This is a genomic window from Escherichia sp. WS568 (assembly GCF_046486085.1).
In the GTDB taxonomy this organism is placed as follows: Bacteria; Pseudomonadota; Gammaproteobacteria; order Enterobacterales; family Enterobacteriaceae; genus Escherichia; species Escherichia coli.
Window position 1 is genome coordinate 1 of the sequence record NZ_JBJQMC010000036.1, and the last position, 26,343, is coordinate 26,343.

Sequence of the window (26,343 nt, forward strand, 5' to 3'; positions counted from 1 at the left end):
GTATTCATTTTTCGTCTTGCGACGTTAAGAATCCGTATCTTCGAGTGCCCACACAGATTGTCTGATAAATTGTTAAAGAGCAGTTGCGACGCGGCCTTCAGCTCACTGTCGCGAGGTGGCGTATATTACGCTTTCCTCTTTCAGAGTCAACCCTGAATTTCAGGATTTTTTCTCTTTGTTGTTACGACCATCTTGTGAAGTGTTTCACGTTGTCGTCTCAACGGAGGCGCATTATAGGGATCCCAATTTTTTGCACAAGTACTTTTTTGATCTTTTTTTCTGTTTGTTGCTTTTTCACCCTTTTTGCTGCATTCGCACACAAAACGGTGCTTTTTTGCATGCTAAAAGACTTGCACAAGGCCAATAATACACCCAAAGTCATTAGGAAATCATTTATTGTTGAGGTGAGTATGTCTGATGTTTTACGCCCATACCGCGATCTTTTTCCACAAATCGGTCAGCGCGTAATGATCGACGATAGCAGCGTCGTGATTGGTGACGTTCGTCTGGCTGATGATGTGGGGATCTGGCCGCTCGTTGTGATTCGTGGAGATGTACATTATGTACAGATCGGAGCACGCACCAATATCCAGGATGGCAGTATGTTGCATGTCACTCATAAATCCTCGTACAACCCAGCTGGCAACCCATTAACCATTGGCGAAGATGTCACTGTTGGTCACAAGGTGATGCTCCACGGCTGCACCATTGGCAATCGAGTTTTGGTTGGGATGGGCTCAATTTTACTTGATGGCGCAATAGTAGAAGATGATGTGATGATTGGTGCGGGTAGCCTGGTCCCACAAAATAAACGGCTGGAGAGCGGATATCTGTATCTCGGTAGCCCCGTCAAACAGATCCGCCCGTTAAGTGATGAAGAGAAGGCTGGGTTACGCTATTCCGCAAATAACTACGTGAAATGGAAGGACGAATATATGGATCAGGGTAACCACACCCAACCTTGATCATCTTCACTTTGTTCCTGAATTAAGTTTTCCGCTTCTTCTTCCAGGTCCCAGCGATGCTGACGAAAACTCGCTAACCACTGTTCTGGCGTATCTCCTGCAAAGCGGTTCGCCAGACTCTCTCCAGTAATAGCGCAAGTGAGCTGCATACCATTTACAAGAGCGGGAAAACAAACGCATTTTTTACTCTCGTTCCACTCTTCCCTGTCCGGAAACTGGATGGCCTGATTCACGCGGACAACTCCTCCTGCAATTGCTTTATAACTGGTTCTATGTCAGGCAGAACACCGTGCCAGAGAAGAAAGGCATGAGCCGCCTGTGCCACCAGCATCCCCAATCCATCCGCATTACGCTTTGAACCTCGCAGCTCACACCATGCCAGAAAAGGTGTTTTTCCTTTCTGATAGAACATGTCATAGCAACACATGCCTGAATGAATGAGCGATGCCGGGATCGCGGGAATATCACCACTGATGCCACTGGATGTTGCATTAATAATGAGATCGAACTCATGACCTTCCAGTTCGTCCATACCCAACGCGTGAATACTGCCAGTGTGCGCAAACAATTTAGCCAACTCTTCCGCGCGGGATACCGTCCGATTAGTGATTGTCACCGCACAGTCCAGGGAAAGGAGTGGCAGTAGTACGCCGCGAGATGCTCCACCAGCGCCAATGAGCAGAATACGTAAACCAGGACGGATAAAAGACAGACGTTCCAGATCGCTTAACAAACCTATACCATCGGTATTGTCACCCAGCAGGCGTCCATCTTCTAACCGCTTGAGGGTATTAACAGCACCAGCCAACGTTGCCCGTTCAGTAAGCTCATCCGCTCTGGCAAAAGCCTCTTCTTTAAAAGGTACCGTCACATTCGCACCTTTACCACCAGCACTAAAGAAAGCGTTCAGTGTGTTGATGAAATCATTGATGGGTGCCAACACGCGCCCATAGGGATGTTCAATATTCAGTTGCTGAGCAAATTGCTGATGAATGAATGGCGATTTGCTGTGGGCTATCGGATTACCAAAAACAGCATAGGTTTCCATTATGTTACCCCTGTCGAAACAGTTCACCCGTCAGGGCATCGCGGATTTCTGAAGGATTTAAACGCCCCCCCGTTTCACCAGGCACAACCGGGAACGCCGCGCCAAATTGTGCGCGAACTTCGTCTACTGTTCGACAAGGCGGCAATCCACTCAAGTTGGCACTGGTAGAAACCAGCGGTTTACCATAAGCCTGGCACAAAGCAACCACCAACGGATGGTCGGTGACTCGTACAGCAAGCGAATCAAAGCGGCCCGTCAACCAGCGCGGTGTTGTCGCAGGCGCGGGAAAAACAAAGGTGACAGGACCTGGCCAGCGAGAAAATATAGTTTCACGCTGCGCGTCAGTCAGCATGGTGTCATCAATATAGGGTTTAAGCTGCTCGTAATTTGCGGCGATTAGAATCAGCCCCTTATCAACCGGACGCTGTTTTAACTCCAACAGTCGCATCACTGCTGTTTCGCTATCAGGATCGCACCCGACACCGAAAACGGCTTCCGTTGGATAGGCGATGACACGTTCTTCATTGAGGACATCTATCGCAGCTGCGATAGCGTCTCCTTGCAGGTTATTATTCACGTTATTATTCCGCCGAAACCGGCTTTCCACATTGTTTACTGGCACAAAAGTGTTTTACACCCTGCGCGGTTTTCTTTTCGATGAGTAGCGGATAATGACACTCAGGGCATTCTCCAGCTATGGGTTTGAAGTTAATGGCAAATTGACACTCCGGGTAGCGATCACAGGAGTGAAACGTTTTGCCATAACGGGTGCGGCGCTGGACCAGATGGCCCGTCCGGCATTGGGGGCATGTAATTGCTGTTTCGTCCGGTTTATCGATAAGTTCGGTATGTTCGCATTCAGGGTAGTTACTGCAACCAATAAACATACCAAAGCGTCCCTGGCGTAATACCAGATGTGCGCCACATGCAGGGCAAACCTGCCCCTCCAGAACTTTGACAATATGTCCATCCGCTGAAGATTTCAGAGGACGGACGTAGTCACACGCCGGATACTGTGAGCATCCAAGAAACGGACCGTGTTTCCCGGATCGAATAACCAGTTCAGCCCCGCACTTTGGGCAGGACTCATTATTACGCACCGTGAACAGTGCTGATTTCGCCATAACAACTTATGCTGAATTAAAGAAATGATTAATGCAGCATACCTTCATTCACTTCAAAGAGTAATTCTTCCATTTGCTGGTACGCATTTTCGCAGCCCGGAATATTGAACAACACCATCAGGATTACCCATTTCAGGTCTTCCAGGTCGAACTCTGCGGTATCCAGCGCGAGCACTCGCTCTATCACCATTTCACGGGTTTCAAGGTTAAGCACCTGAATTTGCTCAAGGAAAAGCAGAAAACCACGACAGCTGGCATCCAGCCTTTCACACTCTTCAGGGGTATAAATACGCATGGAGAGTGGATCAGAGGCCAGTTGCATCGGTTCTGCCAGTCCTTCCTGATAATCCGCAAGCTTTTCCAGCCAAAGCAGGGCATTGTAGATATCTTCTCGATCAAATCCTGCGTCGGTAAGATCCTGTTCAAGTTTGTCTTGATCCACACGCAACTCAGCTTCTGTGTGAATATAGGTTTCAAACAAATACATTAGTACGTCGAACATGGCATGCCCTCCTCAATCGGACATAGCCGCCGGGTACAGCTGCGATCCATCCTGCTAACTCCAGTTCGAGTAGTTGAGTTACTACCTCTGGCACAGGTTGGCCGGCACGTTCAGCGACGACGTCAACAGGTGTTACCTCATCTCCTACGTTAGCCAGGAGCTCAGGAAATGGCAATGCCACGTCTTCCTGATCTGGTGAATAAAATGAATTTTCAGGGGCGTCTGGCAACCAGTGCAATCCAAATTGCAAGTTTTCCAGAATTTCTTCCGGTTCCGTCACAAGAATCGCACCTTGTTTTATTAACCAGTGAGGCCCTTCGCTTCCCGGATTCCCTAATGGACCCGGCAAGGCAAAAACTTCACGCCCCTGCTCAAGCGCACAACGTGCTGTCACCAGCGAACCACTGCGCAAAGCCGCTTCCACCACCAGTACACCTTTACTTAGACCACTGATAATGCGATTTCTTCGTGGGAAATTGTAAGCAAGGGGAGGAACATCGAGGGGAAATTCCGAGACAAGAGCCCCACCATGTTCAAGCAAACTGGTAGCCAGTCGGGCATGGCGACGCGGATGAATGGTATTAAGTCCATTCCCTAATACAGCAATGCTGACGCCATTTACCTGTAAGGCCGCTTTATGCGCCACACCATCGATTCCACGCGCCAGTCCACTCGTAATTGTCACTCCACGCGTCGCCAGAGTTTCGCAAAATAATCGTCCCCAGCGTTCGCCATACCATGAATGCGCCCGACTCCCCACTACGGCAAGCTGAAATGAATGCAGCGCGTGCAGTTCTCCTTCAACAAACAGTGCGCCGGGGTAATCTGTCGTCGCAAGAAGTTGAGGAGGATAAAATTCGCTGTCCGCAGGAATTAAATGATGGTTGGGTTGCTCCAACCAAGAAAGTGAGCTTTCGATACTCTTTCGCGGAAATGAAAGAAAGCGTTGTGCCTGCCGCAATGTAAGCCCAGTTTGCTGCAATACAACCGCATCAATATGCGACTGTTTTGCCAGCCAGTGAGCTATACGGACCATATCATCGCCGTACAAGCTGCTGATGCTCATTAAACGCAGCCAAATTTCTGTATCGACCATCCTTATCTCCCTGCCATAAGCAGCCTTAGCAATCTTTGCGATTGGTCAGTGATGCTGTCAATCAGAGGGGGATTTGTCTAGAATAGAAGAAATAATCTTTCTAACTCCTGAACACATCTCTGGAGATTTATGTCAGTTTTGCAAGTGTTACATATTCCGGACGAGCGGCTTCGCAAAGTTGCTAAACCGGTAGAAGAAGTGAATGCAGAAATTCAGCGTATCGTCGATGATATGTTCGAGACGATGTACGCAGAAGAAGGTATTGGCCTGGCGGCAACCCAGGTCGATATCCATCAACGTATCATTGTTATTGATGTTTCGGAAAACCGTGACGAACGGCTGGTGTTAATCAATCCGGAGCTTTTAGAAAAAAGCGGCGAAACAGGCATTGAAGAAGGATGCCTGTCGATCCCTGAACAACGTGCTTTAGTGCCGCGCGCAGAGAAAGTTAAAATTCGCGCCCTGGACCGCGACGGTAAACCATTTGAACTGGAAGCAGAGGGTCTGTTAGCCATCTGTATTCAGCATGAGATGGATCACCTGGTCGGCAAACTGTTTATGGATTATCTGTCACCGCTGAAACAACAACGTATTCGTCAGAAAGTTGAAAAACTGGATCGTCTGAAAGCCCGGGCTTAAGGATAAGAACTAACGTGTCAGAATCACTACGTATTATTTTTGCGGGTACACCTGACTTTGCAGCGCGTCATCTCGACGCGCTGTTGTCTTCTGGTCATAACGTCGTTGGCGTGTTCACCCAGCCAGACCGACCGGCAGGACGCGGTAAAAAACTGATGCCCAGCCCGGTTAAAGTTCTGGCTGAGGAAAAAGGTCTGCCCGTTTTTCAACCGGTTTCCCTGCGTCCACAAGAAAACCAGCAACTGGTCGCCGATCTACAGGCTGATGTTATGGTTGTCGTCGCCTATGGCTTAATTCTGCCTAAAGCCGTGCTGGAGATGCCGCGTCTTGGCTGTATCAACGTTCATGGTTCACTGCTGCCACGCTGGCGCGGTGCTGCACCAATCCAACGCTCACTATGGGCGGGTGATGCAGAAACTGGTGTGACCATTATGCAAATGGATGTTGGTTTAGACACCGGTGACATGCTCTATAAGCTCTCCAGCCCGATTACTGCAGAAGATACCAGTGGTACGCTGTACGACAAGCTGGCAGAGCTTGGCCCACAAGGGCTTATCACCACATTGAAACAATTGGCAGACGGCACGGCGAAACCAGAAGTTCAGGACGAAACTCTTGTCACTTACGCAGAGAAGTTGAGTAAAGAAGAAGCGCGTATTGACTGGTCACTTTCGGCAGCACAGCTTGAACGCTGCATTCGCGCTTTCAATCCATGGCCAATGAGCTGGCTGGAAATTGAAGGCCAGCCTGTTAAGGTCTGGAAAGCGTCGGTCATTGATACGGTGACAAAGTCTGCGCCAGGAACAATCCTTGAAGCCAGCAAACAAGGCATTCAGGTCGCGACCGGTGATGGCATCCTGAATCTGCTCTCGTTGCAACCTGCGGGTAAGAAAGCGATGAGCGCACAAGACCTCCTGAATTCTCGTCGGGAATGGTTTGTTCCGGGCAACCGTCTGGCCTGATAGTCCACTCTTCTAAGCCCGGTCTTGCCGGGCATTTTTATACTTATGAAAAAACAACGTAATTTACGTAGCATGGCGGCCCAGGCCGTTGAACAAGTCGTCGAGCAAGGGCAATCATTAAGCAACATTCTGCCACCGCTCCAGCAAAAAGTTTCTGATAAAGACAAAGCACTTCTTCAAGAGTTGTGCTTTGGCGTACTGCGTACGCTTTCACAGTTAGACTGGCTGATTAATAAGCTAATGGCCCGTCCGATGACAGGCAAACAGCGTACTGTTCATTACCTGATTATGGTTGGTTTGTATCAACTGCTTTATACCCGCATTCCACCTCATGCCGCGCTGGCTGAAACGGTTGAAGGCGCTATCGCAATTAAGCGCCCGCAACTTAAAGGGTTGATAAACGGTGTATTACGCCAGTTCCAGCGTCAGCAAGAAGAGTTATTAGCCGAGTTTAATGCCAGTGATGCACGTTATCTGCATCCTTCCTGGTTGCTGAAGCGTCTGCAAAAAGCGTATCCAGAGCAGTGGCAATCCATCGTCGAAGCCAATAACCAGCGTCCGCCAATGTGGCTGCGCGTTAATCGTACGCATCATTCCCGCGACAGGTGGCTTGCATTGCTGGATGAAGCAGGAATGAAAGGTTTCCCGCATGCGGATTACCCTGATGCTGTACGTCTGGAAACACCTGCACCTGTTCATGCGCTACCTGGTTTTGAAGACGGATGGGTTACCGTTCAGGATGCCTCAGCACAAGGTTGCATGACCTGGCTTGCGCCACAAAACGGTGAACACATTTTGGATCTTTGTGCCGCCCCCGGCGGTAAAACAACGCATATCCTTGAGGTGGCACCAGAAGCGCAGGTTGTTGCGGTTGATATTGACGAACAGCGCCTCTCTCGCGTTTACGACAATTTAAAACGCCTTGGTATGAAGGCAACCGTGAAACAAGGTGATGGCCGTTACCCTTCCCAATGGTGTGGCGAGCAACAGTTTGATCGCATTTTATTAGATGCGCCTTGTTCAGCAACCGGTGTGATTCGTCGCCATCCGGATATTAAATGGTTACGTCGCGATCGCGATATCCCGGAACTCGCGCAATTGCAGTCTGAAATTCTCGACGCCATTTGGCCGCATTTAAAATCCGGTGGAACCCTGGTCTATGCCACCTGTTCGGTGTTACCGGAAGAGAATAGCCTGCAGATTAAAGCCTTTTTGCAACGTACTGCTGATGCCGAACTTTGCGAAACAGGAACACCAGAGCAACCGGGTAAACAAAATCTACCTGGTGCCGAAGAGGGCGACGGCTTCTTTTACGCTAAGCTAATCAAAAAGTGATGAGATAACGGGTCGCGACTGATGAAAATTATCATTCTGGGTGCCGGCCAGGTTGGCGGCACACTGGCGGAAAACCTGGTTGGCGAGAACAACGATATCACTGTTGTCGATACCAACGGTGAGCGTCTGCGGACCTTGCAGGATAAATTTGACCTGCGAGTCGTGCAGGGGCATGGCTCTCATCCACGCGTATTGCGGGAGGCAGGTGCCGACGACGCCGATATGCTGGTTGCTGTAACCAGTTCAGATGAAACCAATATGGTTGCCTGCCAGGTAGCCTACTCACTTTTCAACACCCCTAATCGCATCGCTCGTATCCGCTCACCAGACTACGTGCGCGATGCCGATAAGCTATTTCATTCAGATGCTGTACCGATTGATCATCTGATCGCACCAGAGCAGTTGGTTATCGATAATATTTACCGACTGATTGAGTATCCCGGCGCATTGCAGGTGGTAAACTTCGCTGAGGGTAAAGTCAGCCTGGCTGTGGTTAAAGCCTATTACGGCGGCCCGCTGATTGGTAATGCACTTTCGACCATGCGCGAACATATGCCACATATCGATACTCGTGTGGCAGCAATTTTCCGCCATGATCGCCCCATTCGTCCGCAAGGTTCGACCATTGTTGAAGCTGGTGATGAAGTGTTCTTTATTGCCGCTTCACAGCATATCCGCGCGGTGATGAGTGAATTACAGCGACTGGAAAAACCGTATAAGCGGATCATGCTGGTTGGTGGTGGTAATATCGGTGCAGGGCTGGCGCGTCGTCTGGAAAAAGATTACAGCGTCAAACTCATCGAACGTAATCAGCAGCGCGCTGCCGAACTGGCGGAAAAGTTGCAGAATACGATCGTCTTTTTTGGTGATGCGTCGGATCAAGAACTGCTGGCCGAAGAACATATCGATCAAGTTGATCTGTTTATTGCTGTCACCAACGATGACGAAGCCAATATCATGTCCGCCATGCTTGCCAAACGTATGGGTGCGAAAAAGGTGATGGTATTGATCCAGCGTCGCGCTTATGTGGATCTGGTTCAGGGGAGCGTGATCGATATTGCGATTTCACCGCAACAAGCAACTATTTCTGCGTTGCTTAGCCATGTGCGAAAAGCTGATATTGTTGGTGTTTCCTCACTGCGCCGCGGCGTAGCAGAAGCTATTGAAGCCGTTGCTCACGGTGATGAAAGCACCTCACGCGTTGTCGGCAGAGTCATTGACGAAATCAAGCTACCGCCAGGAACGATTATTGGAGCGGTGGTACGTGGAAACGATGTGATGATTGCCAATGACAATCTGCGCATTGAGCAAGGCGATCACGTAATTATGTTCCTCACAGATAAAAAGTTTATTACCGACGTCGAAAGACTCTTCCAGCCAAGTCCTTTCTTCTTGTAATTAATAAGGCGTCTAATGACGCCTTATTATTTCCCTTTGATTATCAGGGATTAATTAAATTCACTCCTGGCAGGAAAATAGCTTAACATTTGTTAGACTTATGATTGTCGGCTTCATAGGGAGAATAACATGAGCATTATTAAAGAATTTCGCGAATTTGCGATGCGCGGGAACGTGGTGGATTTGGCGGTGGGTGTCATTATCGGTGCGGCATTCGGGAAGATTGTATCTTCACTGGTTGCCGATATCATTATGCCACCTCTGGGGTTATTAATTGGCGGGATCGATTTCAAACAGTTTGCTGTCACGCTACGCGATGCGCAGGGGGATATCCCTGCTGTTGTGATGCATTACGGTGTCTTCATTCAAAACGTCTTTGATTTTCTGATTGTAGCCTTTGCCATCTTTATGGCGATTAAGCTAATCAACAAACTGAATCGGAAAAAAGAAGAACCAGCAGCCGCGCCTGCACCAACTAAAGAAGAAGTATTACTGACAGAAATTCGTGATTTGCTGAAAGAGCAGAATAACCGCTCTTAACAAGCGCCTGAAAGCAGAAGGCCAGTGGTAAAAAAGTGATTTACTTTCTTGCCACTGGCCTCCCAGTTCCCCCGATTGCCATGTTTTCCTTTTCGCATGTAACTGCCTTTCCCTTTCTTATTTCTCTCTACGCGCTGTCGGAATAAGGGATCATGTAGTAATGCTTCTATCGCATTATCCTTTATCTGCCCTTTAGTATGCTGATATCGGCTCATAAAAACTCCAATTGGTTATTTAACGGCGCGAGTGTAATCCTGCCAGAGCAAAAAATCAACAGCCACTCTTAACGCCACTCGCCCCTTGTTCAAGAGCTTCAAGAATCGAGCAATAAACACTGCTATGAGCGGTCCCACAACAGGCATCGTTAAGGCGTTGCAAGGAACGCTGCATACTCTGCAACTCGGCTATCCGTGCTTCGACTTCCTGTAATCTTTCCTGCACAATGCCTTTTGACTCCTGACAGGTATGGTGTTCAGGATCGATACGGATCGACAGCAACTCGCGGATCGACTCCAGACTGAAACCAAGTTGTCTGGCATGGCGGATAAATTTCAATCGCTGGAGATCGCTTTCGGTATACAGGCGAAACCCACCTTCGGTGCGTACTTCATGCTCCATCATCTGCTGCTTTTCGTAGTAACGAATCGTGTCGGGTGTTACTTCCGCCATTTTTGCCAGCTCACCAATGCGATACATACATACTCCACTAGTTATCGTAGATTTTGTCCAACAACTTGTCAGCATAATCGCCGCGTAAAAAATCGGTACTCAATCCAGCTTGTCGCAGCTTCAATTCCAGTAATGACAATCGACGACTAACCTCTTTATATTGCGGATCATCATGACGGATACCTTTGAGGATATCCAGAAGCTGTATTGCTTCCCTACGCTGCTCAAGTTCTGGCGGTAAGCAACCGGCATTCTTCAGCAAGCGATACCCCGCACGTAATTCCGGTGGCACGTGTGAATCATCATCCAGAATCAATGGCTCGCCACTTCCCGGAAGATTATCAAACTCACCTTTGGATTGTGCCTCAGTAATATGACGCTCTGCCCACTGGTCAAGTAACCACATAAATACTCCAGGGGATGAACAAAAAGAGTACAGCTATTGTAGATAAGTGGGGATACTACGGGTATAAAAAAACCCGCCGGGGCGGGTTTTTTTACGTTGCTTCAGATTACTCTGCAGCAGCTTCTGCTTTCTCTGAACGATCAACCAGCTCGATGTAAGCCATCGGCGCGTTGTCGCCTGCACGGAAGCCACACTTCAGAATACGAGTGTAACCACCGGCACGGCTCGCGAAACGCGGGCCCAGTTCGTTAAACAGTTTTGCCACGATCTCGTTATCACGAGTACGGGCGAATGCCAGACGACGATTAGCAACGCTATCAGTCTTGGCAAGAGTAATCAGCGGCTCAACTACGCGGCGCAGCTCTTTCGCTTTAGGCAGAGTCGTCTTGATGATTTCATGACGAACCAGTGAACCTGCCATATTGCGGAACATAGCCTGGCGATGGCTGCTGTTGCGGTTCAGTTGACGACCACTCTTACGATGGCGCATGACCTTATCCTTCTCAGTAAAACCTTAACCTGTGATCCGGTTACTCGTCAGCGATGCTTGCCGGTGGCCAGTTTTCCAGGCGCATGCCCAGAGACAGTCCACGGGAAGCCAGCACGTCTTTAATCTCAGTAAGAGATTTTTTACCAAGGTTAGGCGTTTTAAGGAGCTCAACCTCGGTACGCTGTACCAGATCACCGATATAGTGGATAGCTTCTGCTTTAAGGCAGTTAGCAGAGCGGACAGTCAATTCCAGATCGTCAACAGGGCGCAGCAGGATCGGATCGAACTCTGGTTTCTCTTCTTTCACTTCAGGCTGACGTACATCACGTAAGTCAACGAAAGCTTCCAGTTGTTCAGCCAGAATGGTTGCCGCACGACGAATCGCCTCTTCAGGATCGATTGTGCCGTTGGTTTCCATTTCGATGACCAGCTTGTCCAGGTCGGTACGCTGTTCTACACGCGCTGCTTCAACATTGTAGGCAATACGCTCCACAGGGCTGTAGCATGCGTCGACCAGCAGACGGCCGATTGGGCGCTCATCTTCTTCCGAATGAATTCGGGTAGAAGCCGGCACATAACCACGACCGCGCTGAACTTTGATACGCATGCTAATAGACGCGTTCTCATCGGTCAGGTGGCAGATCACGTGCTGCGGCTTGACGATTTCGACATCACCGTCGTGGGTGATATCGGCTGCAGTCACAGGGCCAATGCCAGATTTATTCAAGGTAAGAATAACTTCATCTTTGCCCTGAACTCTCACCGCCAGCCCTTTCAGGTTGAGCAGGATTTCCAGGATATCTTCCTGAACGCCTTCTTTGGTGCTGTACTCATGTAGTACACCATCAATCTCAACCTCGGTCACCGCGCAACCCGGCATCGATGAGAGCAGAATACGGCGCAGTGCGTTACCCAGAGTATGGCCAAAGCCACGCTCTAAAGGCTCAAGGGTCACCTTGGCGTGCGTCGAACTCACTTGCTCGATATCAACCAGGCGCGGTTTTAGAAACTCTGTCACAGAACCCTGCATTGTGTCCTCTCTTTGGTACTAAGCTTTACTTGGAGTAAAGCTCGACGATCAGGTGTTCGTTAATGTCCGCAGACAGATCAGAACGCTCCGGCTTACGCTTAAACGTACCTTCCATCTTGCCAGCATCAACTTCCAGCCAGGTTGGCTTTTCACGCTGCTCAGCCAGCTCCAGAGCGGCTTTCACGCGAGACTGCTTCTTCGCTTTCTCACGAATGCTTACAACGTCATTCGGACTAACCTGATAAGAAGCGATGTTAACAACACGACCGTTTACCATAATTGCTTTATGGCTAACCAGCTGACGTGCTTCTGCACGAGTGGCACCGAAGCCCATACGGTATACAACGTTGTCCAGACGACCTTCCAGCAGAGCCAACAGGTTTTCACCGGTGTTGCCTTTCAGACGTGCTGCTTCTTTGTAGTAGTTACGGAACTGACGCTCCAGCACACCATAGATACGGCGAACTTTTTGCTTTTCACGCAACTGCACACCATAGTCAGACAGACGCGGTTTACGCGCACCGTGCTGGCCAGGAGCTTGTTCAATTTTACACTTGGTATCGATCGCGCGAACGCCAGACTTAAGGAATAAGTCGGTGCCCTCACGACGGCTCAGCTTGAGCTTAGGACCCAAATATCTTGCCATTTTCTTTCTCCAACAAACCTGGAAAACGAGGCGTTATACGCGACGTTTTTTCGGCGGACGACAACCGTTATGAGGGATCGGAGTCACATCAGTAATGTTAGTGATGCGGAAACCTGCGGCGTTCAGAGCACGAATAGTAGATTCGCGGCCTGGACCCGGACCTTTAACCATAACTTCCAGATTCTTGATGCCGTATTCTTTCACGGCGTCAGCGCAACGCTCTGCTGCAACCTGAGCTGCAAACGGAGTGGATTTGCGAGAACCACGGAAACCGGAACCACCGGCTGTTGCCCAACCCAACGCGTTACCCTGACGATCAGTGATAGTCACGATGGTGTTGTTGAAAGAAGCATGGATATGAGCCACGCCGTCAGAGACTTGTTTTCTTACACGTTTACGTGCACGAATTGGTGCCTTTGCCATTATTCAATCACCCCGATTATTTCTTGATCGGTTTGCGCGGACCCTTACGGGTACGTGCGTTGGTCTTGGTACGCTGACCGCGAACCGGGAGACCACGACGATGACGCAAACCGCGATAGCAACCAAGATCCATCAGGCGCTTGATGCTCATGCTGATTTCACGGCGCAGATCACCTTCAACGACAAATTTGGCAACTTCGTCACGCAGCGTGTCGATTTGTCCTTCAGACAGCTCACTGATCTTAACATCTTCAGCGATACCCGCTGCAGCCAGGATGGCTTTAGAACGGGTCTTGCCGACGCCATAAATCGAAGTTAATGCGATTACGGCATGCTTATGATCAGGAATGTTAATGCCTGCTATACGGGCCACTATGCACTCCTACTATTTAATATGTACGTTCCATGCTGAAAAGCCCGTTTTCAGGATACTCAAATGGAAACGCACAGACATACAAAAGATTGGCTGGCTAATCTAGCCAGCTCAACCCAACTTTGCAAGAAAAATATGCGAAAAAATCAGCCTTGGCGCTGTTTATGCTTCGGCTCGGCACTGCAAATCACACGGATGACACCATCACGCTTAACGATTTTGCAGTTACGGCATAATTTCTTGACGGAAGCACGAACTTTCATTTTTACTCTCCGTAACTTCTCGGGCGACCAATTATCGGCCGTAGCCTTTCAGGTTCGCCTTCTTCAATGCAGACTCATACTGACTGGACATCATCAGAGTTTGCACTTGAGCCATAAAGTCCATAATCACGACAACAACGATAAGCAGTGAGGTCCCACCGAAGTAGAACGGTACTTTCATTGCATCACGCATGAACTCCGGGATCAGGCAGATAAAAGTAATGTACAGCGCACCAACCAAGGTCAGGCGGGTCATTACTTTATCGATATACTTCGCCGTTTGCTCTCCCGGACGAATTCCTGGTACAAATGCACCGGACTTCTTCAGGTTATCTGCTGTTTCACGCGAGTTGAAAACCAACGCCGTGTAGAAGAAACAGAAGAAGATGATTGCAGACGCATAGAGTAACACATAAAGCGGTTGCCCAGGCTGCAAATACAGCGAAATTGTTGTCAGCCAGTTCCAACCAGTACCGCCCCCGAACCATGACGCGATGGTCGCCGGGAACAGAATAATACTGGAAGCGAAGATTGCCGGGATTACCCCCGCCATATTCACTTTCAGCGGTAAATGTGTGCTCTGTGCAGCATAGACACGACGACCTTGCTGACGTTTCGCGTAGTTTACCACAATGCGGCGTTGACCACGCTCAACAAATACAACAAAGAACGTCACTGCAAATACTAATACTGCAACCAACAGCAACACGAGGAAGTGCAGGTCGCCTTGACGCGCTTGCTCGATAGTATGGGCAATGGCTGGCGGGAGTCCCGCGACAATACCGGCGAAGATAATGATTGAAATACCGTTGCCGATACCTCGTTCAGTAATCTGTTCGCCCAACCACATCAGGAACATGGTTCCTGTGACCAGACTTACAACAGCGGTGAAGTAGAATGCAAAGCCCGGGTTAATCACCAGGCCTTGCATACCAGGCATATTCGGCAGACCGGTAGCAATACCGATCGACTGGAATATTGCCAGCACCAGAGTACCGTAGCGGGTGTACTGGCTGATCTTACGACGACCAGACTCCCCTTCTTTCTTAATTTCTGCCAACGTTGGGTGAACCACCGTCAGCAGCTGGATAATGATCGACGCCGAAATATACGGCATGATCCCCAGAGCAAAGATAGAAGCACGGCTGAGAGCACCACCAGAGAACATGTTAAACATCTCAATGATGGTGCCTCGCTGTTGCTCAAGCAGTTTGGCAAGTACAGCGGCATCAATACCAGGGATCGGAATAAAAGAGCCAATACGGAACACAATCAGCGCACCGATAACAAACAGCAGTCTGCGTTTCAGCTCGCCTAAGCCACCTTTGGCACTTTGAAAATCTAATCCCGGTTGTTTAGCCATCTGCTACTTATTCCTCGATTTTACCGCCAGCAGCTTCGATAGCAGCACGAGCGCCTTTAGTAACACGCAGGCCACGAACAGTTACCGGAGTCGTTACTTCGCCAGCCAGGATCACTTTCGCGAACTCGATCTGGATACCGATAATGTTAGCCGCTTTCAGCGTGTTCAGGTCTACTACACCGCCTTCTACTTTAGCCAGGTCAGACAGACGAACTTCGGCTGTAATCGCTGCTTTACGAGAAGTGAAGCCGAATTTCGGCAGACGACGGTACAGAGGCATCTGACCACCCTCGAAACCGCGACGTACGCCACCGCCAGAACGAGACTTCTGACCTTTGTGACCACGACCACCGGTTTTACCGAGGCCAGAACCGATACCACGACCCAGGCGTTTACCCGCCTTTTTGGAGCCTTCGGCCGGAGACAGAGTATTTAAACGCATCTCTTACTCCTCAACTTTAACCATGAAGGAAACCGCGTTGATCATACCGCGAATAGCAGGAGTATCCTCGCGCTCTACGGTGTGACCAATACGACGCAGACCCAGGCCAAGCAGCGTTGCCTTGTGTTTCGGCAGACGACCGATTGCACTGCGGGTTTGAGTAATTTTAATAGTCTTTGCCATGGTTTATTTCCCCAGAATTTCTTCAACGGATTTACCACGCTTGGCAGCGACCATTTCTGGAGAATTCATATTTTCCAGGCCATCAATAGTTGCACGAACCACGTTGATCGGGTTGGTGGAACCATATGCTTTAGCCAGAACGTTATGAACCCCAGCGACTTCCAGAACGGCGCGCATTGCACCACCGGCGATGATACCGGTACCTTCGGAAGCCGGCTGCATGAATACGCGAGAACCCGTGTGAACACCTTTAACAGGGTGTTGCAGAGTGCCGTTATTCAGCGCGACGTTAATCATATTGCGACGGGCTTTTTCCATCGCTTTCTGGATCGCTGCTGGAACTTCACGCGCTTTACCGTAACCAAAACCAACGCGACCGTTACCATCGCCAACTACAGTCAGAGCTGTGAAGGAGAAAATACGACCACCTTTAACGGTTTTAGATACGCGGTTTACCGCGATCAGCTTTTCCTGCAGTTCGCCAGCTTGTTTTTCGATGTGAGCCATCTTACACCTCTACCTTAGAACTGAAGGCCAGCTTCACGGGCAGCATCTGCCAGTGCCTGGACACGACCATGATATTGGAACCCGGAACGGTCAAAGGATACATCTTTGATGCCTTTTTCCAGAGCGCGTTCAGCGACAGCTTTACCCACAGCTGCAGCCGCGTCTTTGTTACCGGTGTACTTCAGTTGTTCAGCGATAGCTTTTTCTACAGTAGAAGCAGCTACCAGAACTTCAGAACCGTTCGGTGCAATTACCTGTGCGTAAATGTGACGCGGGGTACGATGTACCACCAGGCGAGTTGCGCCCAGCTCCTGGAGCTTGCGGCGTGCGCGGGTCGCACGACGGATACGAGCAGATTTCTTATCCATAGTGTTACCTTACTTCTTCTTAGCCTCTTTGGTACGCACGACTTCGTCGGCGTAACGAACACCCTTGCCTTTGTAAGGCTCAGGACGACGGTAGGCGCGCAGATCCGCTGCAACCTGGCCAATCACCTGCTTATCAGCGCCTTTCAGCACGATTTCAGTCTGAGTCGGACATTCAGCAGTGATACCCGCAGGCAGCTGATGGTCAACAGGATGAGAGAAACCCAGAGACAGGTTAATCACATTGCCTTTAACCGCTGCACGGTAACCTACACCAACCAGCTGCAGCTTCTTAGTGAAGCCTTCGGTAACACCGATAACCATTGAGTTCAGCAGGGCACGCGCGGTACCAGCCTGTGCCCAACCGTCTGCGTAACCATCACGCGGACCGAAGGTCAGGGTATTATCTGCATGTTTAACTTCAACAGCATCGTTGAGAGTACGAGTCAGCTCGCCGTTTTTACCTTTGATCGTAATAACCTGACCGTTGATTTTTACATCAACGCCGGCAGGAACAACGACCGGTGCTTTAGCAACACGAGACATTTTTTCCTCCGATTAGGCTACGTAGCAGATAATTTCGCCACCAAGACCAGCCTGGCGCGCTGCACGATCAGTCATAACACCTTTAGAGGTAGAAACAACTGCGATACCCAGACCCGCCATAACTTTCGGCAGCTCATCTTTACGTTTATAGATGCGCAGACCTGGGCGGCTGACACGCTGAATGCTTTCTACAACAGCTTTGCCCTGGAAATACTTCAGAGTAAGTTCCAGTTCAGGCTTGGTGTCGCCTTCAACTTTAAAATCTTCAATAAAACCTTCTTCCTTCAGCACGTTGGCGATTGCCACTTTCAGCTTGGAGGAAGGCATGGTGACCGCAGCTTTGTTCGCGGCCTGACCGTTACGGATACGGGTCAGCATATCCGCGATCGGATCTTGCATGCTCATCTGTCTTTACTCCCGTGATTCAATTGGTGACAATTACCAGCTAGCCTTTTTCAGACCCGGGATTTCACCGCGCATAGCGGCTTCACGGACCTTAATACGGCTCAACCCGAACTTCCGCAGGAAACCATGCGGACGACCTGTTTGACGGCAGCGGTTACGCTGACGAGACGGGCTGGAATCACGCGGCAGAGTCTGCAGCTTGAGAACAGCGTTCCAACGATCTTCGTCGGAAGCGTTCACATCAGAGATGATCGCTTTCAGTTCAGCGCGTTTCGCGAAGTATTTATCAGCTAAAGCTACGCGTTTTACTTCGCGTGCTTTCATTGATTGCTTAGCCATTTAGTAACCCTACCTTACTTGCGGAACGGGAAGTCAAAGGCAGCCAGCAGAGCGCGGCCTTCTTCGTCAGATTTCGCAGTAGTGGTAATGGTAATATCCAAACCACGAACGCGGTCGACTTTATCGTAGTCGATTTCTGGGAAGATGATCTGCTCACGGACACCCATGCTGTAGTTACCACGACCGTCGAAAGACTTAGCGGACAGGCCACGGAAGTCACGGATACGAGGTACAGCAATAGTGATCAGGCGCTCAAAGAACTCCCACATGCGTTCGCCACGCAGAGTTACTTTACAGCCGATCGGATAGCCCTGACGGATTTTGAAGCCTGCAACAGATTTGCGTGCTTTGGTGATCAGCGGTTTTTGACCAGAGATTGCTGCCAGGTCTGCTGCTGCGTTATCCAGCAGTTTTTTGTCAGCGATCGCTTCACCAACACCCATGTTCAGGGTGATCTTCTCGACCCGAGGGACTTGCATGACAGAATTGTAGTTAAACTCAGTCATGAGTTTTTTAACTACTTCGTCTTTGTAGTAATCATGCAGTTTCGCCATCGTACTACTCCAAATTACTTGATAGTTTCGCTGTTAGACTTGAAGAAACGGACTTTTTTACCGTCTTCGAATCTAAAGCCTACACGGTCAGCCTTGCCGGTTGCCGCATTGAAGATTGCTACGTTGGAAACCTGAATAGCGGCTTCTTTTTCAACGATGCCACCCGGTTGGTTCAGGGCCGGAACCGGCTTCTGATGTTTCTTAACCAGGTTGATACCTTCAACAATGACCTTGCCGGAAGACAGGACATTCTTAACTTTACCGCGTTTACCTTTATCTTTACCGGTTAACACGATAACTTCGTCATCACGACGGATTTTCGCTGCCATGATTCGCTCCTTAGAGTACTTCTGGTGCCAGAGAGATAATTTTCATGAACTTCTCACTACGAAGCTCACGAGTTACCGGCCCAAAAATACGCGTACCGATAGGCTGCTCGCTGTTGTTGTTCAGAAGAACACAAGCATTACCATCGAAGCGAATGACAGAACCGTCCGGGCGACGAACACCCTTCTTGGTGCGCACCACTACCGCCTTCAGCACATCACCTTTTTTGACCTTACCACGCGGAATTGCTTCTTTGATGGTGATCTTGATGATGTCGCCTACGCCTGCGTAGCGACGGTGCGAGCCACCCAGAACCTTGATACACATTACGCGACGTGCACCGGAGTTGTCGGCGACGTTCAGCATAGTCTGTTCTTGGATCATTTTAGTGCTCCGCTAATGTCAACTACTACTGAGACCCGAAAATCAGGTCGTTAAAAATCCCCATATCGAGGGCGCGGCATTATAACACCGCTTCAAGGATATGGGTAGAAAAAATAAACGGCTCATTTCTGAGCCGTTTATTCGTATCGAGAGAGTGTACTGTATTACAGAACCGCTTTCTCTACAACGCGAACCAGCGTCCAGGATTTAGTCTTGGACAGCGGACGGCATTCGCGGATTTCAACCACGTCACCGATACCGCATTCGTTGTTCTCGTCATGTACGTGCAGTTTGGTCGTACGCTTGATGAATTTACCGTAGATCGGGTGTTTCACAAAACGTTCGATAGCAACAACAATGGATTTCTCCATTTTGTCGCTAACAACGCGACCTTGCAGAGTACGGATTTTATCGGTCATTACGCACCCGCCTTCTCGTTCAGTAAAGTCTTAACGCGTGCGACATCGCGACGCACTTGCTTCAACAGGTGAGACTGTTGCAGCTGGCCACTTGCAGCCTGCATACGCAGGTTGAACTGCTCACGCAGCAGGTTCAGCAGCTCGGTGTTCAGCTCTTCAACGCTCTTCTCACGCAGCTCTTTTGCTTTCATTACATCACCGTCTTAGTTACAAAGGTGGTTTTAATCGGCAGTTTCGCTGCTGCCAGCTTGAATGCTTCACGGGCCAGCTCTTCCGGAACACCGTCCATTTCATACAGGACTTTACCCGGCTGAATCAAGGCAACCCAATACTCCACGTTACCTTTACCTTTACCCATACGCACTGCCAGCGGCTTTTCAGTGATCGGTTTGTCCGGGAACACACGGATCCAGATCTTACCTTGACGCTTAACTGCACGGGTCATAGCACGACGTGCTGCTTCGATCTGACGTGCAGTCAGACGACCACGGCCAACAGCTTTCAGACCGAAGCTGCCGAAGCTAACATCCGTACCCTGCGCCAGACCGCGGTTACGGCCTTTGTGCATTTTACGGAATTTTGTACGCTTTGGTTGTAACATCAGCGACGCTCCTTATTTACGGCCTTTACGCTGCTGCTTTTTAGGCTGAGCAGCCGGTTTTTCCGGTTGTTCAACAGCAGCCATACCACCCAGGATCTCGCCTTTGAAGATCCACACTTTAACGCCGATTACACCGTAAGTGGTGTGCGCTTCAGAGGTGTTGTAGTCGATGTCAGCACGCAGAGTGTGCAGCGGTACGCGACCTTCGCGGTACCATTCGGTACGTGCGATTTCCGCGCCGCCCAGACGGCCGCTAACTTCAACTTTAATACCTTTAGCGCCCAGACGCATTGCGTTCTGTACAGCACGCTTCATAGCACGACGGAACATAACGCGACGTTCCAGCTGAGAAGTGATGCTGTCAGCAACCAGTTTTGCGTCCAGTTCAGGCTTACGAACTTCGGCGATGTTGATCTGTGCAGGAACGCCAGCGATGTCCGCTACGACCTTACGCAGTTTTTCTACGTCTTCACCTTTTTTACCGATAACGATACCCGGGCGAGCAGTGTGAATGGTTACACGGATGCTCTTAGCCGGACGCTCGATAACGATACGAGATACGGACGCTTTAGCCAGTTCCTTAGTCAGGTACTGACGTACTTTAAAATCGCTGTCCAGGTTGTCAGCGAATTCTTTGGTGTTCGCAAACCAGGTAGAGTTCCATGGTTTTACAATACCCAGGCGAATACCATTAGGATGTACTTTCTGACCCATTGCTAGTCTCCAGAGTCTCAGCGATCGGACACAACCACAGTGATGTGGCTGGTGCGCTTCAGGATGCGATCTGCACGACCTTTTGCACGCGGCATAATGCGCTTCATGCTCGGGCCTTCGTCTACGAAAATTTTCGTAACTTTCAGATCGTCAATGTCAGCGCCATCGTTGTGTTCAGCGTTAGCAATGGCAGATTCCAGAACTTTCTTGACCAGTACAGCCGCTTTCTTGTTGGTGTAGGTCAAAATATCCAGAGCCTGCGACACTTTCTTACCGCGAATCAGGTCAGCAACAAGGCGAACCTTCTGAGCAGAAGAACGAGCATGGCGATGTTTAGCGATAGTTTCCATCTCTTCCTCCTACCTTATTTCTTCTTCGCTTTTTTATCAGCAGCGTGGCCGCGATAAGTACGAGTCGGTGCGAATTCACCCAGTTTGTGACCGACCATTTCGTCGGTTACAAATACCGGAACGTGCTGACGACCATTATGGACAGCGATGGTCAAACCGATCATGTTAGGAAAGATCGTTGAACGACGGGACCAAGTGCGCAGGGGCTTCTTGTCTCCGCTTTCCACCGCTTTCTCTACCTTCTTCAGCAAGTGCAGGTCAATAAAAGGACCTTTCTTGAGAGAACGTGGCATGGCTTATCCTCTAAAATTATTTGCTACGGCGACGTACGATGAATTTATCAGTACGCTTGTTGCTGCGGGTCTTCTTACCTTTGGTCTGAACGCCCCACGGAGTTACCGGGTGCTTACCAAAGTTACGACCTTCACCACCACCATGTGGGTGGTCTACCGGGTTCATCGCGGTACCGCGAACGGTCGGACGAACACCACGCCAGCGTGCAGCACCTGCTTTACCCAGAACGCGCAGCATATGCTCAGCATTGCCAACTTCGCCCAGAGTTGCACGGCAGTCTGCTTCTACTTTACGCATTTCACCAGAACGCAGACGCAGGGTGACATAAGCACCATCACGAGCAACGATCTGAACGTAAGTACCAGCGGAACGTGCCAGCTGACCGCCTTTACCTGGTTTCATTTCTACGTTATGAACAGTAGAACCAACCGGGATGTTGCGCATCGGCAGGGTGTTACCTGGTTTGATTGCAGCATCAACGCCAGACTGAATCTGGTCGCCAGCTTTCAGGCCTTTAGGGGCCAGGATGTAACGGCGTTCACCGTCTTTGTACAGAACCAGCGCGATGTTCGCGGAACGGTTCGGATCGTACTCAAGACGTTCAACAACTGCCGGGATACCGTCTTTGTTGCGTTTGAAGTCAACAATACGGTAAGCCTGCTTGTGGCCACCACCGATATGACGAGTGGTGATACGGCCATTGTTGTTACGACCACCGGATTTGCTGTTTTTTTCCAGCAACGGAGCAAAAGGTTTGCCCTTGTGCAGCTCAGGGTTAACCACTTTAACAACGTGGCGACGACCCGGAGATGTCGGTTTACATTTAACAACTGCCATTGTATTACTCCTCCGACTTACTCAGCGCCGCCAACGAAGTCCAGATTCTGGCCTTCTTTCAGGGTGACGTAAGCTTTTTTCCAGTCGCTACGACGACCGATACGCTGTCCGTGACGTTTAACTTTCCCTTTAACTACCAGGGTGTTAACGACTTCGACTTCGACTTCAAACAGTTTCTGCACAGCAGCTTTGATTTCTGCTTTGGTCGCGTCTTTAGCAACTTTGAGTACGATGGTGTTAGATTTTTCCATCGCAGTAGACGCTTTTTCAGAAACGTGCGGTGCACGCAGCACCTTCAGCAGACGTTCTTCACGAATCATGCCAGCATCTCCTCAACTTGCTTAACAGCATCAGCAGTCATTACGACTTTGTCGAAGGCGATCAGGCTAACCGGGTCGATACCAGTTGCATCGCGTACGTCAACCTTGTGCAGGTTGCGCGCAGCCAGGAACAGGTTTTCGTCCAGCTCACCGGTGATGATCAGCACATCTTCCAGAGCCATGTCTTTCAGTTTCTGTGCCAGCAGCTTAGTTTTCGGCGCTTCTACAGAGAACTTCTCGACAACGATCAGACGATCCTGACGTACCAGTTCGGACAGGATGCTTTTCAGCGCGCCGCGGTACATCTTCTTGTTAACTTTTTGACTGTGGTCCTGCGGACGAGCAGCAAAGGTCACGCCACCAGAACGCCAGATCGGGCTCTTGATAGAACCAGAACGCGCACGGCCGGTGCCTTTCTGGCGCCACGGTTTTTTACCGGAACCAGTTACTTCAGCACGAGTCTTCTGAGCACGAGTACCCTGACGAGCACCAGCTGCATAAGCAACAACAACCTGGTGAACCAGCGCTTCGTTGAAATCACGACCGAAGGTAGTTTCGGAAACAGTCAGCGCGCTCTGCGCGTCTTTCAATACTAATTCCATTGCTATCTCCTTACGCCTTCACAGCTGGTTTAACGATCAGGTCGCTACCGGTTGCACCCGGGACAGCACCTTTAACCAGCAGCAGGTTGCGCTCAGCGTCAACGCGTACTACGTCAAGGCTCTGAACGGTTACACGTTCGTTACCCATCTGACCTGCCATTTTCTTGCCTTTGAACACTTTGCCCGGAGTCTGGTTCTGACCGATAGAACCCGGAACGCGGTGAGACAAGGAGTTACCGTGAGTAGCGTCCTGGGTACGGAAGTTCCAGCGCTTAACGGTACCTGCGAAACCTTTACCTTTAGAGGTGCCAGTTACGTCAACTTTTTTAACGTCAGCAAACAGTTCAACGCTAATGCTCTGACCTACAGTGAACTCTTCGCCTTCAGCCAGGCGGAATTCCCACAGACCACGGCCAGCTTCTACGCCAGCTTTAGCGAAGTGGCCAGCTTCAGGCTTGGTCACACGGTTAGCTTTTTTAGCACCGGTGGTTACCTGAATAGCACGGTAGCCATCGTTAGCCAGGTCTTTAACCTGAGTAACGCGGTTTGCTTCAACTTCGATTACGGTTACTGGGATAGAAACGCCGTCTTCTGTGAAGATACGGGTCATACCCACTTTTTTACCGACTAAACCAATCATTGTTTCAACCTCTCAATCGCTCAATGACCTGATTAACCCAGGCTGATCTGCACGTCTACACCGGCAGCCAGATCCAGACGCATCAGAGCATCAACGGTTTTCTCGGTTGGCTCAACGATGTCAACCAGACGCAAGTGAGTACGGATTTCGTACTGATCGCGCGCGTCTTTGTTGACGTGCGGGGAGATCAGAACAGTGAAGCGCTCTTTGCGTGTCGGCAGCGGGATCGGACCACGGACCTGCGCACCAGTGCGCTTGGCAGTCTCGACGATTTCCGCGGTTGCTTGATCGATCAGACGATGATCAAACGCTTTCAGGCGGATACGGATTCTTTGGTTCTGCATGAGACCAGAGCTCCAATTATTTTATAAACGAAAATGATTACTCCTCAGACCCATTACGATTGATGGGAGAGTGTAACCGTTCTTACGTAGCTCCCCGATTGGGAGCATTGTTAGGTAGCCAAATTCGGCTAACTGAGGTTCAGATTGAACCTGCTGTCAACTACGACAAGCCCGCGCATTATACGCAAATCTGAGCCTGACGCAAGCATCGGGTAGAAATTAATCGCAACGCGCAGATTGCGAGCTGTATTCCACGAAATTTGTAAAGTTGTGAAGATAGCGTTTTTCACCGGGACCAGGTTAACAAATCAGCGATTTCTCTGTTGCTGAGCATCCGGAGTTATTCGATGGTGATACTCCAATTACAGAGGATGTTTTATGGACGCTACCCTTCCCTTTCTGATTTTGTACGCTTGTTTATCAGCCCTACTTTTTTTCTGGGATGCAAAGCATGGCTTGTTACCTGACAGATTTACCTGCCCGTTACTCTGGTCAGGTCTTTTGTTCTATCAGGTTTGTAATCCTGACGGTTTAGCCGATGCGTTATGGGGGGCGATTATTGGTTACGGCACATTCGCTGTCATTTACTGGGGGTATCGCATACTGCGTCATAAAGAAGGATTAGGCTATGGTGATGTGAAGTTTCTCGCCGCCCTTGGTGCCTGGCATACATGGACCTTCTTGCCACGACTGGTTTTCCTTGCTGCCTCATTCGCTTGCGGAGCCGTAGTTATTGGTCTGCTCATGAGAGGAAAAGAGTCATTAAAAAACCCGCTGCCGTTTGGGCCATTTCTGGCGGCTGCGGGTTTCGTTGTAGGCTGGGATAGTTTGCTGGCAGGCCGTTAATCTTTAACTTTTATTTGTGATTGCAGGTAATTTTGTAAACCGATTTTACCGATGAGATCCAGCTCAGTTTCGAGCCAGTCAATATGACCTTCTTCATCGGCAAGGATCTCGATCATCATATCACGGCTAACATAGTCATGAACGCTGTCGGCATACGCGATAGCCTCACGGAGATCCTTCGCGCCTTCCAGTTCTAATCGCAGGTCGGATTGCAGCATCTCCTCGACATCTTCACCAATCCCCAGTTTGCCTAAATCCTGTAAGTTAGGGATTCCTTCTAAAAACAAAATACGCTCGATATATTTATCAGCGTGTTTCATCTCATCAATAGATTCATGGTATTCGACGTCATTGAGACGCATCAGGCCCCAGTTTTTAAACATCCGGGCATGGAGAAAATACTGATTGATTGCGACAAGCTCATTTCCCAATAGTTTATTGAGATAATTTATGATTTTAACATCACCTTTCATTTTATAGTCCCTCCGCTTCCACTATTAGAGCGTAGATGGGGCTAGCGGGATGTCAAAAAATAAGCGTGGGCTTCAGGCAATCTCTTTAAATTCTGGCATCTGCATCAACTCGTCCTGCATCACTTCGCGCGCGGCGCGAATGCACTTACCGCATTGATTTCCCACAGGAATAAACTTACGCAATTGTTGGAAAGATTGCGGATGAAACTGACGGACTGCCTGGCGAATTTTTTTGTCACTTACACCATTACACAAACAAACGTACATGATTGCTCCCGTTCAAATTCTGCGCAAAGTGTAAATGAGAATGGTTATGATTACAATAGCACAGTTTAATTTGCGCCATAGTTCAGCGAGTGAAATTACGACTAAATATTTCGAGCTCAAATTACGGGCAGCAAAAAGGACGCCGAAGCGCCCTTTTTAATTCGAAACTAATTAACGTGTAATTAGCCCAGAACTTTAGCAACAACGCCCGCGCCAACGGTACGGCCGCCTTCACGGATTGCGAAACGCAGACCGTCGTCCATCGCGATCGGGTGGATCAGGGTAACAACCATTTTGATGTTGTCGCCCGGC

Annotated in this window: 46 protein-coding genes and 1 pseudogene; 7 read left to right on the top strand and 40 right to left on the bottom strand. The window is 49.6% G+C overall.

Annotation, left to right across the window (positions count from 1 at the left end; translation table 11 throughout):
• Positions 1-410 precede the first annotated feature (410 nt).
• Positions 411-965: a gamma carbonic anhydrase family protein gene (locus ACJHWR_RS23865; protein WP_001286206.1), complete on the top strand. Its 555-nt coding sequence runs from the start codon at positions 411-413 to the stop codon at positions 963-965.
• On the opposite strand, the gene ACJHWR_RS23870 is transcribed toward ACJHWR_RS23865, so the two are convergent.
• From ACJHWR_RS23870 to dprA, 6 genes are read right to left on the bottom strand one after another with little or no spacing between them, the layout of a single operon-like run.
• Complete coding sequence (locus tag ACJHWR_RS23870; protein ID WP_001070584.1) at positions 941-1,198, bottom strand: DUF1488 domain-containing protein; 258 nt, start codon at positions 1,196-1,198, stop codon at positions 941-943. The two genes, ACJHWR_RS23865 and ACJHWR_RS23870, sit on opposite strands and share 25 nt — an antisense overlap.
• On the bottom strand, positions 1,195-2,013 hold the full coding sequence (gene aroE / locus ACJHWR_RS23875; protein ID WP_000451244.1) for a shikimate dehydrogenase: 819 nt from the start codon (positions 2,011-2,013) through the stop codon (positions 1,195-1,197). Before aroE ends, ACJHWR_RS23870 begins: the two co-directional genes overlap by 4 nt.
• 4 nt (positions 2,014-2,017) lie before the next feature.
• The gene (tsaC, locus tag ACJHWR_RS23880; protein ID WP_001297709.1) at positions 2,018-2,590 is read right to left on the bottom strand and encodes an L-threonylcarbamoyladenylate synthase type 1 TsaC; all 573 of its coding nucleotides are present in this window, start codon (positions 2,588-2,590) and stop codon (positions 2,018-2,020) included.
• A 4-nt stretch (positions 2,591-2,594) separates the two neighbouring features.
• Positions 2,595-3,137 carry a type I DNA topoisomerase gene (locus ACJHWR_RS23885; protein ID WP_001129720.1) on the bottom strand — a complete coding sequence of 181 codons (543 nt, stop codon included), beginning with the start codon at positions 3,135-3,137 and terminating at the stop codon, positions 2,595-2,597.
• Positions 3,138-3,165: 28 nt separating this feature from the next.
• Complete coding sequence (gene smg, locus ACJHWR_RS23890) at positions 3,166-3,639, bottom strand: DUF494 family protein Smg (RefSeq protein ID WP_000460672.1); 474 nt, start codon at positions 3,637-3,639, stop codon at positions 3,166-3,168.
• Positions 3,611-4,735: a DNA-protecting protein DprA gene (gene dprA / locus ACJHWR_RS23895; protein ID WP_000228526.1), complete on the bottom strand. Its 1,125-nt coding sequence runs from the start codon at positions 4,733-4,735 to the stop codon at positions 3,611-3,613. Before dprA ends, smg begins: the two co-directional genes overlap by 29 nt.
• Positions 4,736-4,864: 129 nt before the next feature.
• Here dprA and def point away from each other — a divergent pair, with 129 nt between their 5' ends.
• The 5 genes from def to mscL all read left to right on the top strand — a co-directional run bounded on the left by def (position 4,865) and on the right by mscL (position 9,609).
• Positions 4,865-5,374, top strand: coding sequence for a peptide deformylase (def, locus tag ACJHWR_RS23900; protein WP_000114986.1), 510 nt, complete (start codon positions 4,865-4,867; stop codon positions 5,372-5,374).
• Positions 5,375-5,388: 14 nt separating this feature from the next.
• Positions 5,389-6,336 carry a methionyl-tRNA formyltransferase gene (fmt, locus tag ACJHWR_RS23905; protein ID WP_000004468.1) on the top strand — a complete coding sequence of 316 codons (948 nt, stop codon included), beginning with the start codon at positions 5,389-5,391 and terminating at the stop codon, positions 6,334-6,336.
• 45 nt (positions 6,337-6,381) lie between these two features.
• The gene (gene rsmB / locus ACJHWR_RS23910; RefSeq protein WP_012311980.1) at positions 6,382-7,671 is read left to right on the top strand and encodes a 16S rRNA (cytosine(967)-C(5))-methyltransferase RsmB; all 1,290 of its coding nucleotides are present in this window, start codon (positions 6,382-6,384) and stop codon (positions 7,669-7,671) included.
• Between the two features lie 21 nt (positions 7,672-7,692).
• Positions 7,693-9,069 (top strand): Trk system potassium transporter TrkA, encoded by a 1,377-nt coding sequence (gene trkA / locus ACJHWR_RS23915; RefSeq protein WP_000691382.1) that lies wholly within the window; start codon positions 7,693-7,695, stop codon positions 9,067-9,069.
• 129 nt (positions 9,070-9,198) lie between these two features.
• On the top strand, positions 9,199-9,609 hold the full coding sequence (gene mscL / locus ACJHWR_RS23920; RefSeq protein WP_000022442.1) for a large-conductance mechanosensitive channel protein MscL: 411 nt from the start codon (positions 9,199-9,201) through the stop codon (positions 9,607-9,609).
• On the opposite strand, the gene arfA is transcribed toward mscL, so the two are convergent.
• The 31 genes from arfA to rpsJ form a co-directional block, all read right to left on the bottom strand.
• Positions 9,606-9,824: an alternative ribosome-rescue factor ArfA gene (gene arfA / locus ACJHWR_RS23925; protein WP_000092706.1), complete on the bottom strand. Its 219-nt coding sequence runs from the start codon at positions 9,822-9,824 to the stop codon at positions 9,606-9,608. The two genes, mscL and arfA, sit on opposite strands and share 4 nt — an antisense overlap.
• A 55-nt stretch (positions 9,825-9,879) precedes the next feature.
• Positions 9,880-10,305: a Zn(2+)-responsive transcriptional regulator gene (zntR, locus tag ACJHWR_RS23930; protein ID WP_000285607.1), complete on the bottom strand. Its 426-nt coding sequence runs from the start codon at positions 10,303-10,305 to the stop codon at positions 9,880-9,882.
• Between the two features lie 10 nt (positions 10,306-10,315).
• Positions 10,316-10,684 (bottom strand): DUF1992 domain-containing protein, encoded by a 369-nt coding sequence (locus ACJHWR_RS23935; protein ID WP_000266530.1) that lies wholly within the window; start codon positions 10,682-10,684, stop codon positions 10,316-10,318.
• A 106-nt stretch (positions 10,685-10,790) separates the two neighbouring features.
• Positions 10,791-11,174: a 50S ribosomal protein L17 gene (rplQ, locus tag ACJHWR_RS23940; RefSeq protein WP_001216368.1), complete on the bottom strand. Its 384-nt coding sequence runs from the start codon at positions 11,172-11,174 to the stop codon at positions 10,791-10,793.
• Between the two features lie 40 nt (positions 11,175-11,214).
• The gene (locus tag ACJHWR_RS23945) at positions 11,215-12,204 is read right to left on the bottom strand and encodes a DNA-directed RNA polymerase subunit alpha (RefSeq protein ID WP_001162094.1); all 990 of its coding nucleotides are present in this window, start codon (positions 12,202-12,204) and stop codon (positions 11,215-11,217) included.
• Positions 12,205-12,229: 25 nt separating this feature from the next.
• Entirely contained in the window at positions 12,230-12,850 is a 621-nt protein-coding gene (gene rpsD / locus ACJHWR_RS23950) for a 30S ribosomal protein S4 (RefSeq protein ID WP_000135224.1), read from the bottom strand.
• Positions 12,851-12,883: 33 nt separating this feature from the next.
• Positions 12,884-13,273 (bottom strand): 30S ribosomal protein S11, encoded by a 390-nt coding sequence (rpsK, locus tag ACJHWR_RS23955; RefSeq protein ID WP_001029684.1) that lies wholly within the window; start codon positions 13,271-13,273, stop codon positions 12,884-12,886.
• A gap of 16 nt (positions 13,274-13,289) precedes the next feature.
• Positions 13,290-13,646: a 30S ribosomal protein S13 gene (gene rpsM, locus ACJHWR_RS23960; protein WP_000090775.1), complete on the bottom strand. Its 357-nt coding sequence runs from the start codon at positions 13,644-13,646 to the stop codon at positions 13,290-13,292.
• A 146-nt stretch (positions 13,647-13,792) separates the two neighbouring features.
• Positions 13,793-13,909 (bottom strand): 50S ribosomal protein L36, encoded by a 117-nt coding sequence (rpmJ, locus tag ACJHWR_RS23965; protein WP_000868187.1) that lies wholly within the window; start codon positions 13,907-13,909, stop codon positions 13,793-13,795.
• A gap of 31 nt (positions 13,910-13,940) precedes the next feature.
• Positions 13,941-15,272 (bottom strand): preprotein translocase subunit SecY, encoded by a 1,332-nt coding sequence (gene secY / locus ACJHWR_RS23970; protein ID WP_343119895.1) that lies wholly within the window; start codon positions 15,270-15,272, stop codon positions 13,941-13,943.
• 7 nt (positions 15,273-15,279) lie between these two features.
• Positions 15,280-15,714 carry a 50S ribosomal protein L15 gene (gene rplO / locus ACJHWR_RS23975; protein WP_001238917.1) on the bottom strand — a complete coding sequence of 145 codons (435 nt, stop codon included), beginning with the start codon at positions 15,712-15,714 and terminating at the stop codon, positions 15,280-15,282.
• Positions 15,715-15,717: 3 nt separating this feature from the next.
• Complete coding sequence (gene rpmD, locus ACJHWR_RS23980) at positions 15,718-15,897, bottom strand: 50S ribosomal protein L30 (RefSeq protein WP_001140433.1); 180 nt, start codon at positions 15,895-15,897, stop codon at positions 15,718-15,720.
• Between the two features lie 3 nt (positions 15,898-15,900).
• The gene (gene rpsE, locus ACJHWR_RS23985; protein ID WP_000940121.1) at positions 15,901-16,404 is read right to left on the bottom strand and encodes a 30S ribosomal protein S5; all 504 of its coding nucleotides are present in this window, start codon (positions 16,402-16,404) and stop codon (positions 15,901-15,903) included.
• A gap of 14 nt (positions 16,405-16,418) precedes the next feature.
• Complete coding sequence (rplR, locus tag ACJHWR_RS23990; RefSeq protein ID WP_000358960.1) at positions 16,419-16,772, bottom strand: 50S ribosomal protein L18; 354 nt, start codon at positions 16,770-16,772, stop codon at positions 16,419-16,421.
• Positions 16,773-16,781: 9 nt separating this feature from the next.
• A complete protein-coding gene (gene rplF, locus ACJHWR_RS23995) occupies positions 16,782-17,315 on the bottom strand; it encodes a 50S ribosomal protein L6 (RefSeq protein WP_000091945.1) in 534 nt (177 codons plus the stop codon).
• A 12-nt stretch (positions 17,316-17,327) separates the two neighbouring features.
• Entirely contained in the window at positions 17,328-17,720 is a 393-nt protein-coding gene (rpsH, locus tag ACJHWR_RS24000; RefSeq protein WP_000062611.1) for a 30S ribosomal protein S8, read from the bottom strand.
• A 33-nt stretch (positions 17,721-17,753) separates the two neighbouring features.
• Positions 17,754-18,059, bottom strand: a complete 306-nt coding sequence (gene rpsN, locus ACJHWR_RS24005; RefSeq protein ID WP_001118930.1) for a 30S ribosomal protein S14 — start codon at positions 18,057-18,059, stop codon at positions 17,754-17,756.
• 14 nt (positions 18,060-18,073) lie between these two features.
• The gene (gene rplE, locus ACJHWR_RS24010) at positions 18,074-18,613 is read right to left on the bottom strand and encodes a 50S ribosomal protein L5 (RefSeq protein WP_001096200.1); all 540 of its coding nucleotides are present in this window, start codon (positions 18,611-18,613) and stop codon (positions 18,074-18,076) included.
• 14 nt (positions 18,614-18,627) lie between these two features.
• Positions 18,628-18,942 (bottom strand): 50S ribosomal protein L24, encoded by a 315-nt coding sequence (gene rplX / locus ACJHWR_RS24015; protein WP_000729185.1) that lies wholly within the window; start codon positions 18,940-18,942, stop codon positions 18,628-18,630.
• 10 nt (positions 18,943-18,952) lie between these two features.
• Entirely contained in the window at positions 18,953-19,324 is a 372-nt protein-coding gene (gene rplN, locus ACJHWR_RS24020) for a 50S ribosomal protein L14 (RefSeq protein WP_000613955.1), read from the bottom strand.
• A 164-nt stretch (positions 19,325-19,488) separates the two neighbouring features.
• Positions 19,489-19,743, bottom strand: a complete 255-nt coding sequence (gene rpsQ / locus ACJHWR_RS24025) for a 30S ribosomal protein S17 (protein WP_000130100.1) — start codon at positions 19,741-19,743, stop codon at positions 19,489-19,491.
• Positions 19,743-19,934, bottom strand: coding sequence for a 50S ribosomal protein L29 (gene rpmC / locus ACJHWR_RS24030; RefSeq protein ID WP_000644741.1), 192 nt, complete (start codon positions 19,932-19,934; stop codon positions 19,743-19,745). Before rpmC ends, rpsQ begins: the two co-directional genes overlap by 1 nt.
• Positions 19,934-20,344, bottom strand: a complete 411-nt coding sequence (gene rplP / locus ACJHWR_RS24035; protein ID WP_000941212.1) for a 50S ribosomal protein L16 — start codon at positions 20,342-20,344, stop codon at positions 19,934-19,936. The genes rpmC and rplP overlap by 1 nt, the downstream gene beginning before the upstream one ends.
• Before the next feature lie 12 nt (positions 20,345-20,356).
• Positions 20,357-21,058 (bottom strand): 30S ribosomal protein S3, encoded by a 702-nt coding sequence (gene rpsC, locus ACJHWR_RS24040; protein ID WP_000529945.1) that lies wholly within the window; start codon positions 21,056-21,058, stop codon positions 20,357-20,359.
• 17 nt (positions 21,059-21,075) lie between these two features.
• Positions 21,076-21,408 (bottom strand): 50S ribosomal protein L22, encoded by a 333-nt coding sequence (gene rplV / locus ACJHWR_RS24045; RefSeq protein ID WP_000447529.1) that lies wholly within the window; start codon positions 21,406-21,408, stop codon positions 21,076-21,078.
• A gap of 14 nt (positions 21,409-21,422) precedes the next feature.
• Positions 21,423-21,701, bottom strand: coding sequence for a 30S ribosomal protein S19 (rpsS, locus tag ACJHWR_RS24050; RefSeq protein WP_001138117.1), 279 nt, complete (start codon positions 21,699-21,701; stop codon positions 21,423-21,425).
• A gap of 16 nt (positions 21,702-21,717) precedes the next feature.
• The gene (gene rplB, locus ACJHWR_RS24055) at positions 21,718-22,539 is read right to left on the bottom strand and encodes a 50S ribosomal protein L2 (protein ID WP_000301864.1); all 822 of its coding nucleotides are present in this window, start codon (positions 22,537-22,539) and stop codon (positions 21,718-21,720) included.
• A gap of 17 nt (positions 22,540-22,556) precedes the next feature.
• Positions 22,557-22,859: a 50S ribosomal protein L23 gene (gene rplW / locus ACJHWR_RS24060; protein ID WP_000617544.1), complete on the bottom strand. Its 303-nt coding sequence runs from the start codon at positions 22,857-22,859 to the stop codon at positions 22,557-22,559.
• Positions 22,856-23,461 (bottom strand): 50S ribosomal protein L4, encoded by a 606-nt coding sequence (gene rplD, locus ACJHWR_RS24065; protein WP_000424395.1) that lies wholly within the window; start codon positions 23,459-23,461, stop codon positions 22,856-22,858. The genes rplW and rplD overlap by 4 nt, the downstream gene beginning before the upstream one ends.
• Before the next feature lie 10 nt (positions 23,462-23,471).
• On the bottom strand, positions 23,472-24,101 hold the full coding sequence (rplC, locus tag ACJHWR_RS24070; RefSeq protein ID WP_000579833.1) for a 50S ribosomal protein L3: 630 nt from the start codon (positions 24,099-24,101) through the stop codon (positions 23,472-23,474).
• Between the two features lie 32 nt (positions 24,102-24,133).
• On the bottom strand, positions 24,134-24,445 hold the full coding sequence (gene rpsJ / locus ACJHWR_RS24075; protein ID WP_001181004.1) for a 30S ribosomal protein S10: 312 nt from the start codon (positions 24,443-24,445) through the stop codon (positions 24,134-24,136).
• 378 nt (positions 24,446-24,823) lie between these two features.
• Between rpsJ and ACJHWR_RS24080 the strand changes: the two genes are divergently transcribed.
• Entirely contained in the window at positions 24,824-25,291 is a 468-nt protein-coding gene (locus ACJHWR_RS24080; RefSeq protein ID WP_000340159.1) for a prepilin peptidase, read from the top strand.
• On the opposite strand, the gene bfr is transcribed toward ACJHWR_RS24080, so the two are convergent.
• The 3 genes and pseudogenes from bfr to tuf form a co-directional block, all read right to left on the bottom strand.
• Positions 25,288-25,764 (bottom strand): bacterioferritin, encoded by a 477-nt coding sequence (gene bfr, locus ACJHWR_RS24085; protein ID WP_000675515.1) that lies wholly within the window; start codon positions 25,762-25,764, stop codon positions 25,288-25,290. The genes ACJHWR_RS24080 and bfr overlap by 4 nt on opposite strands.
• Positions 25,765-25,836: 72 nt before the next feature.
• On the bottom strand, positions 25,837-26,031 hold the full coding sequence (gene bfd, locus ACJHWR_RS24090; protein WP_000289090.1) for a bacterioferritin-associated ferredoxin: 195 nt from the start codon (positions 26,029-26,031) through the stop codon (positions 25,837-25,839).
• A gap of 182 nt (positions 26,032-26,213) precedes the next feature.
• Positions 26,214-26,343 (bottom strand): annotated as a pseudogene (gene tuf / locus ACJHWR_RS24095) (elongation factor Tu); the annotation flags it as partial.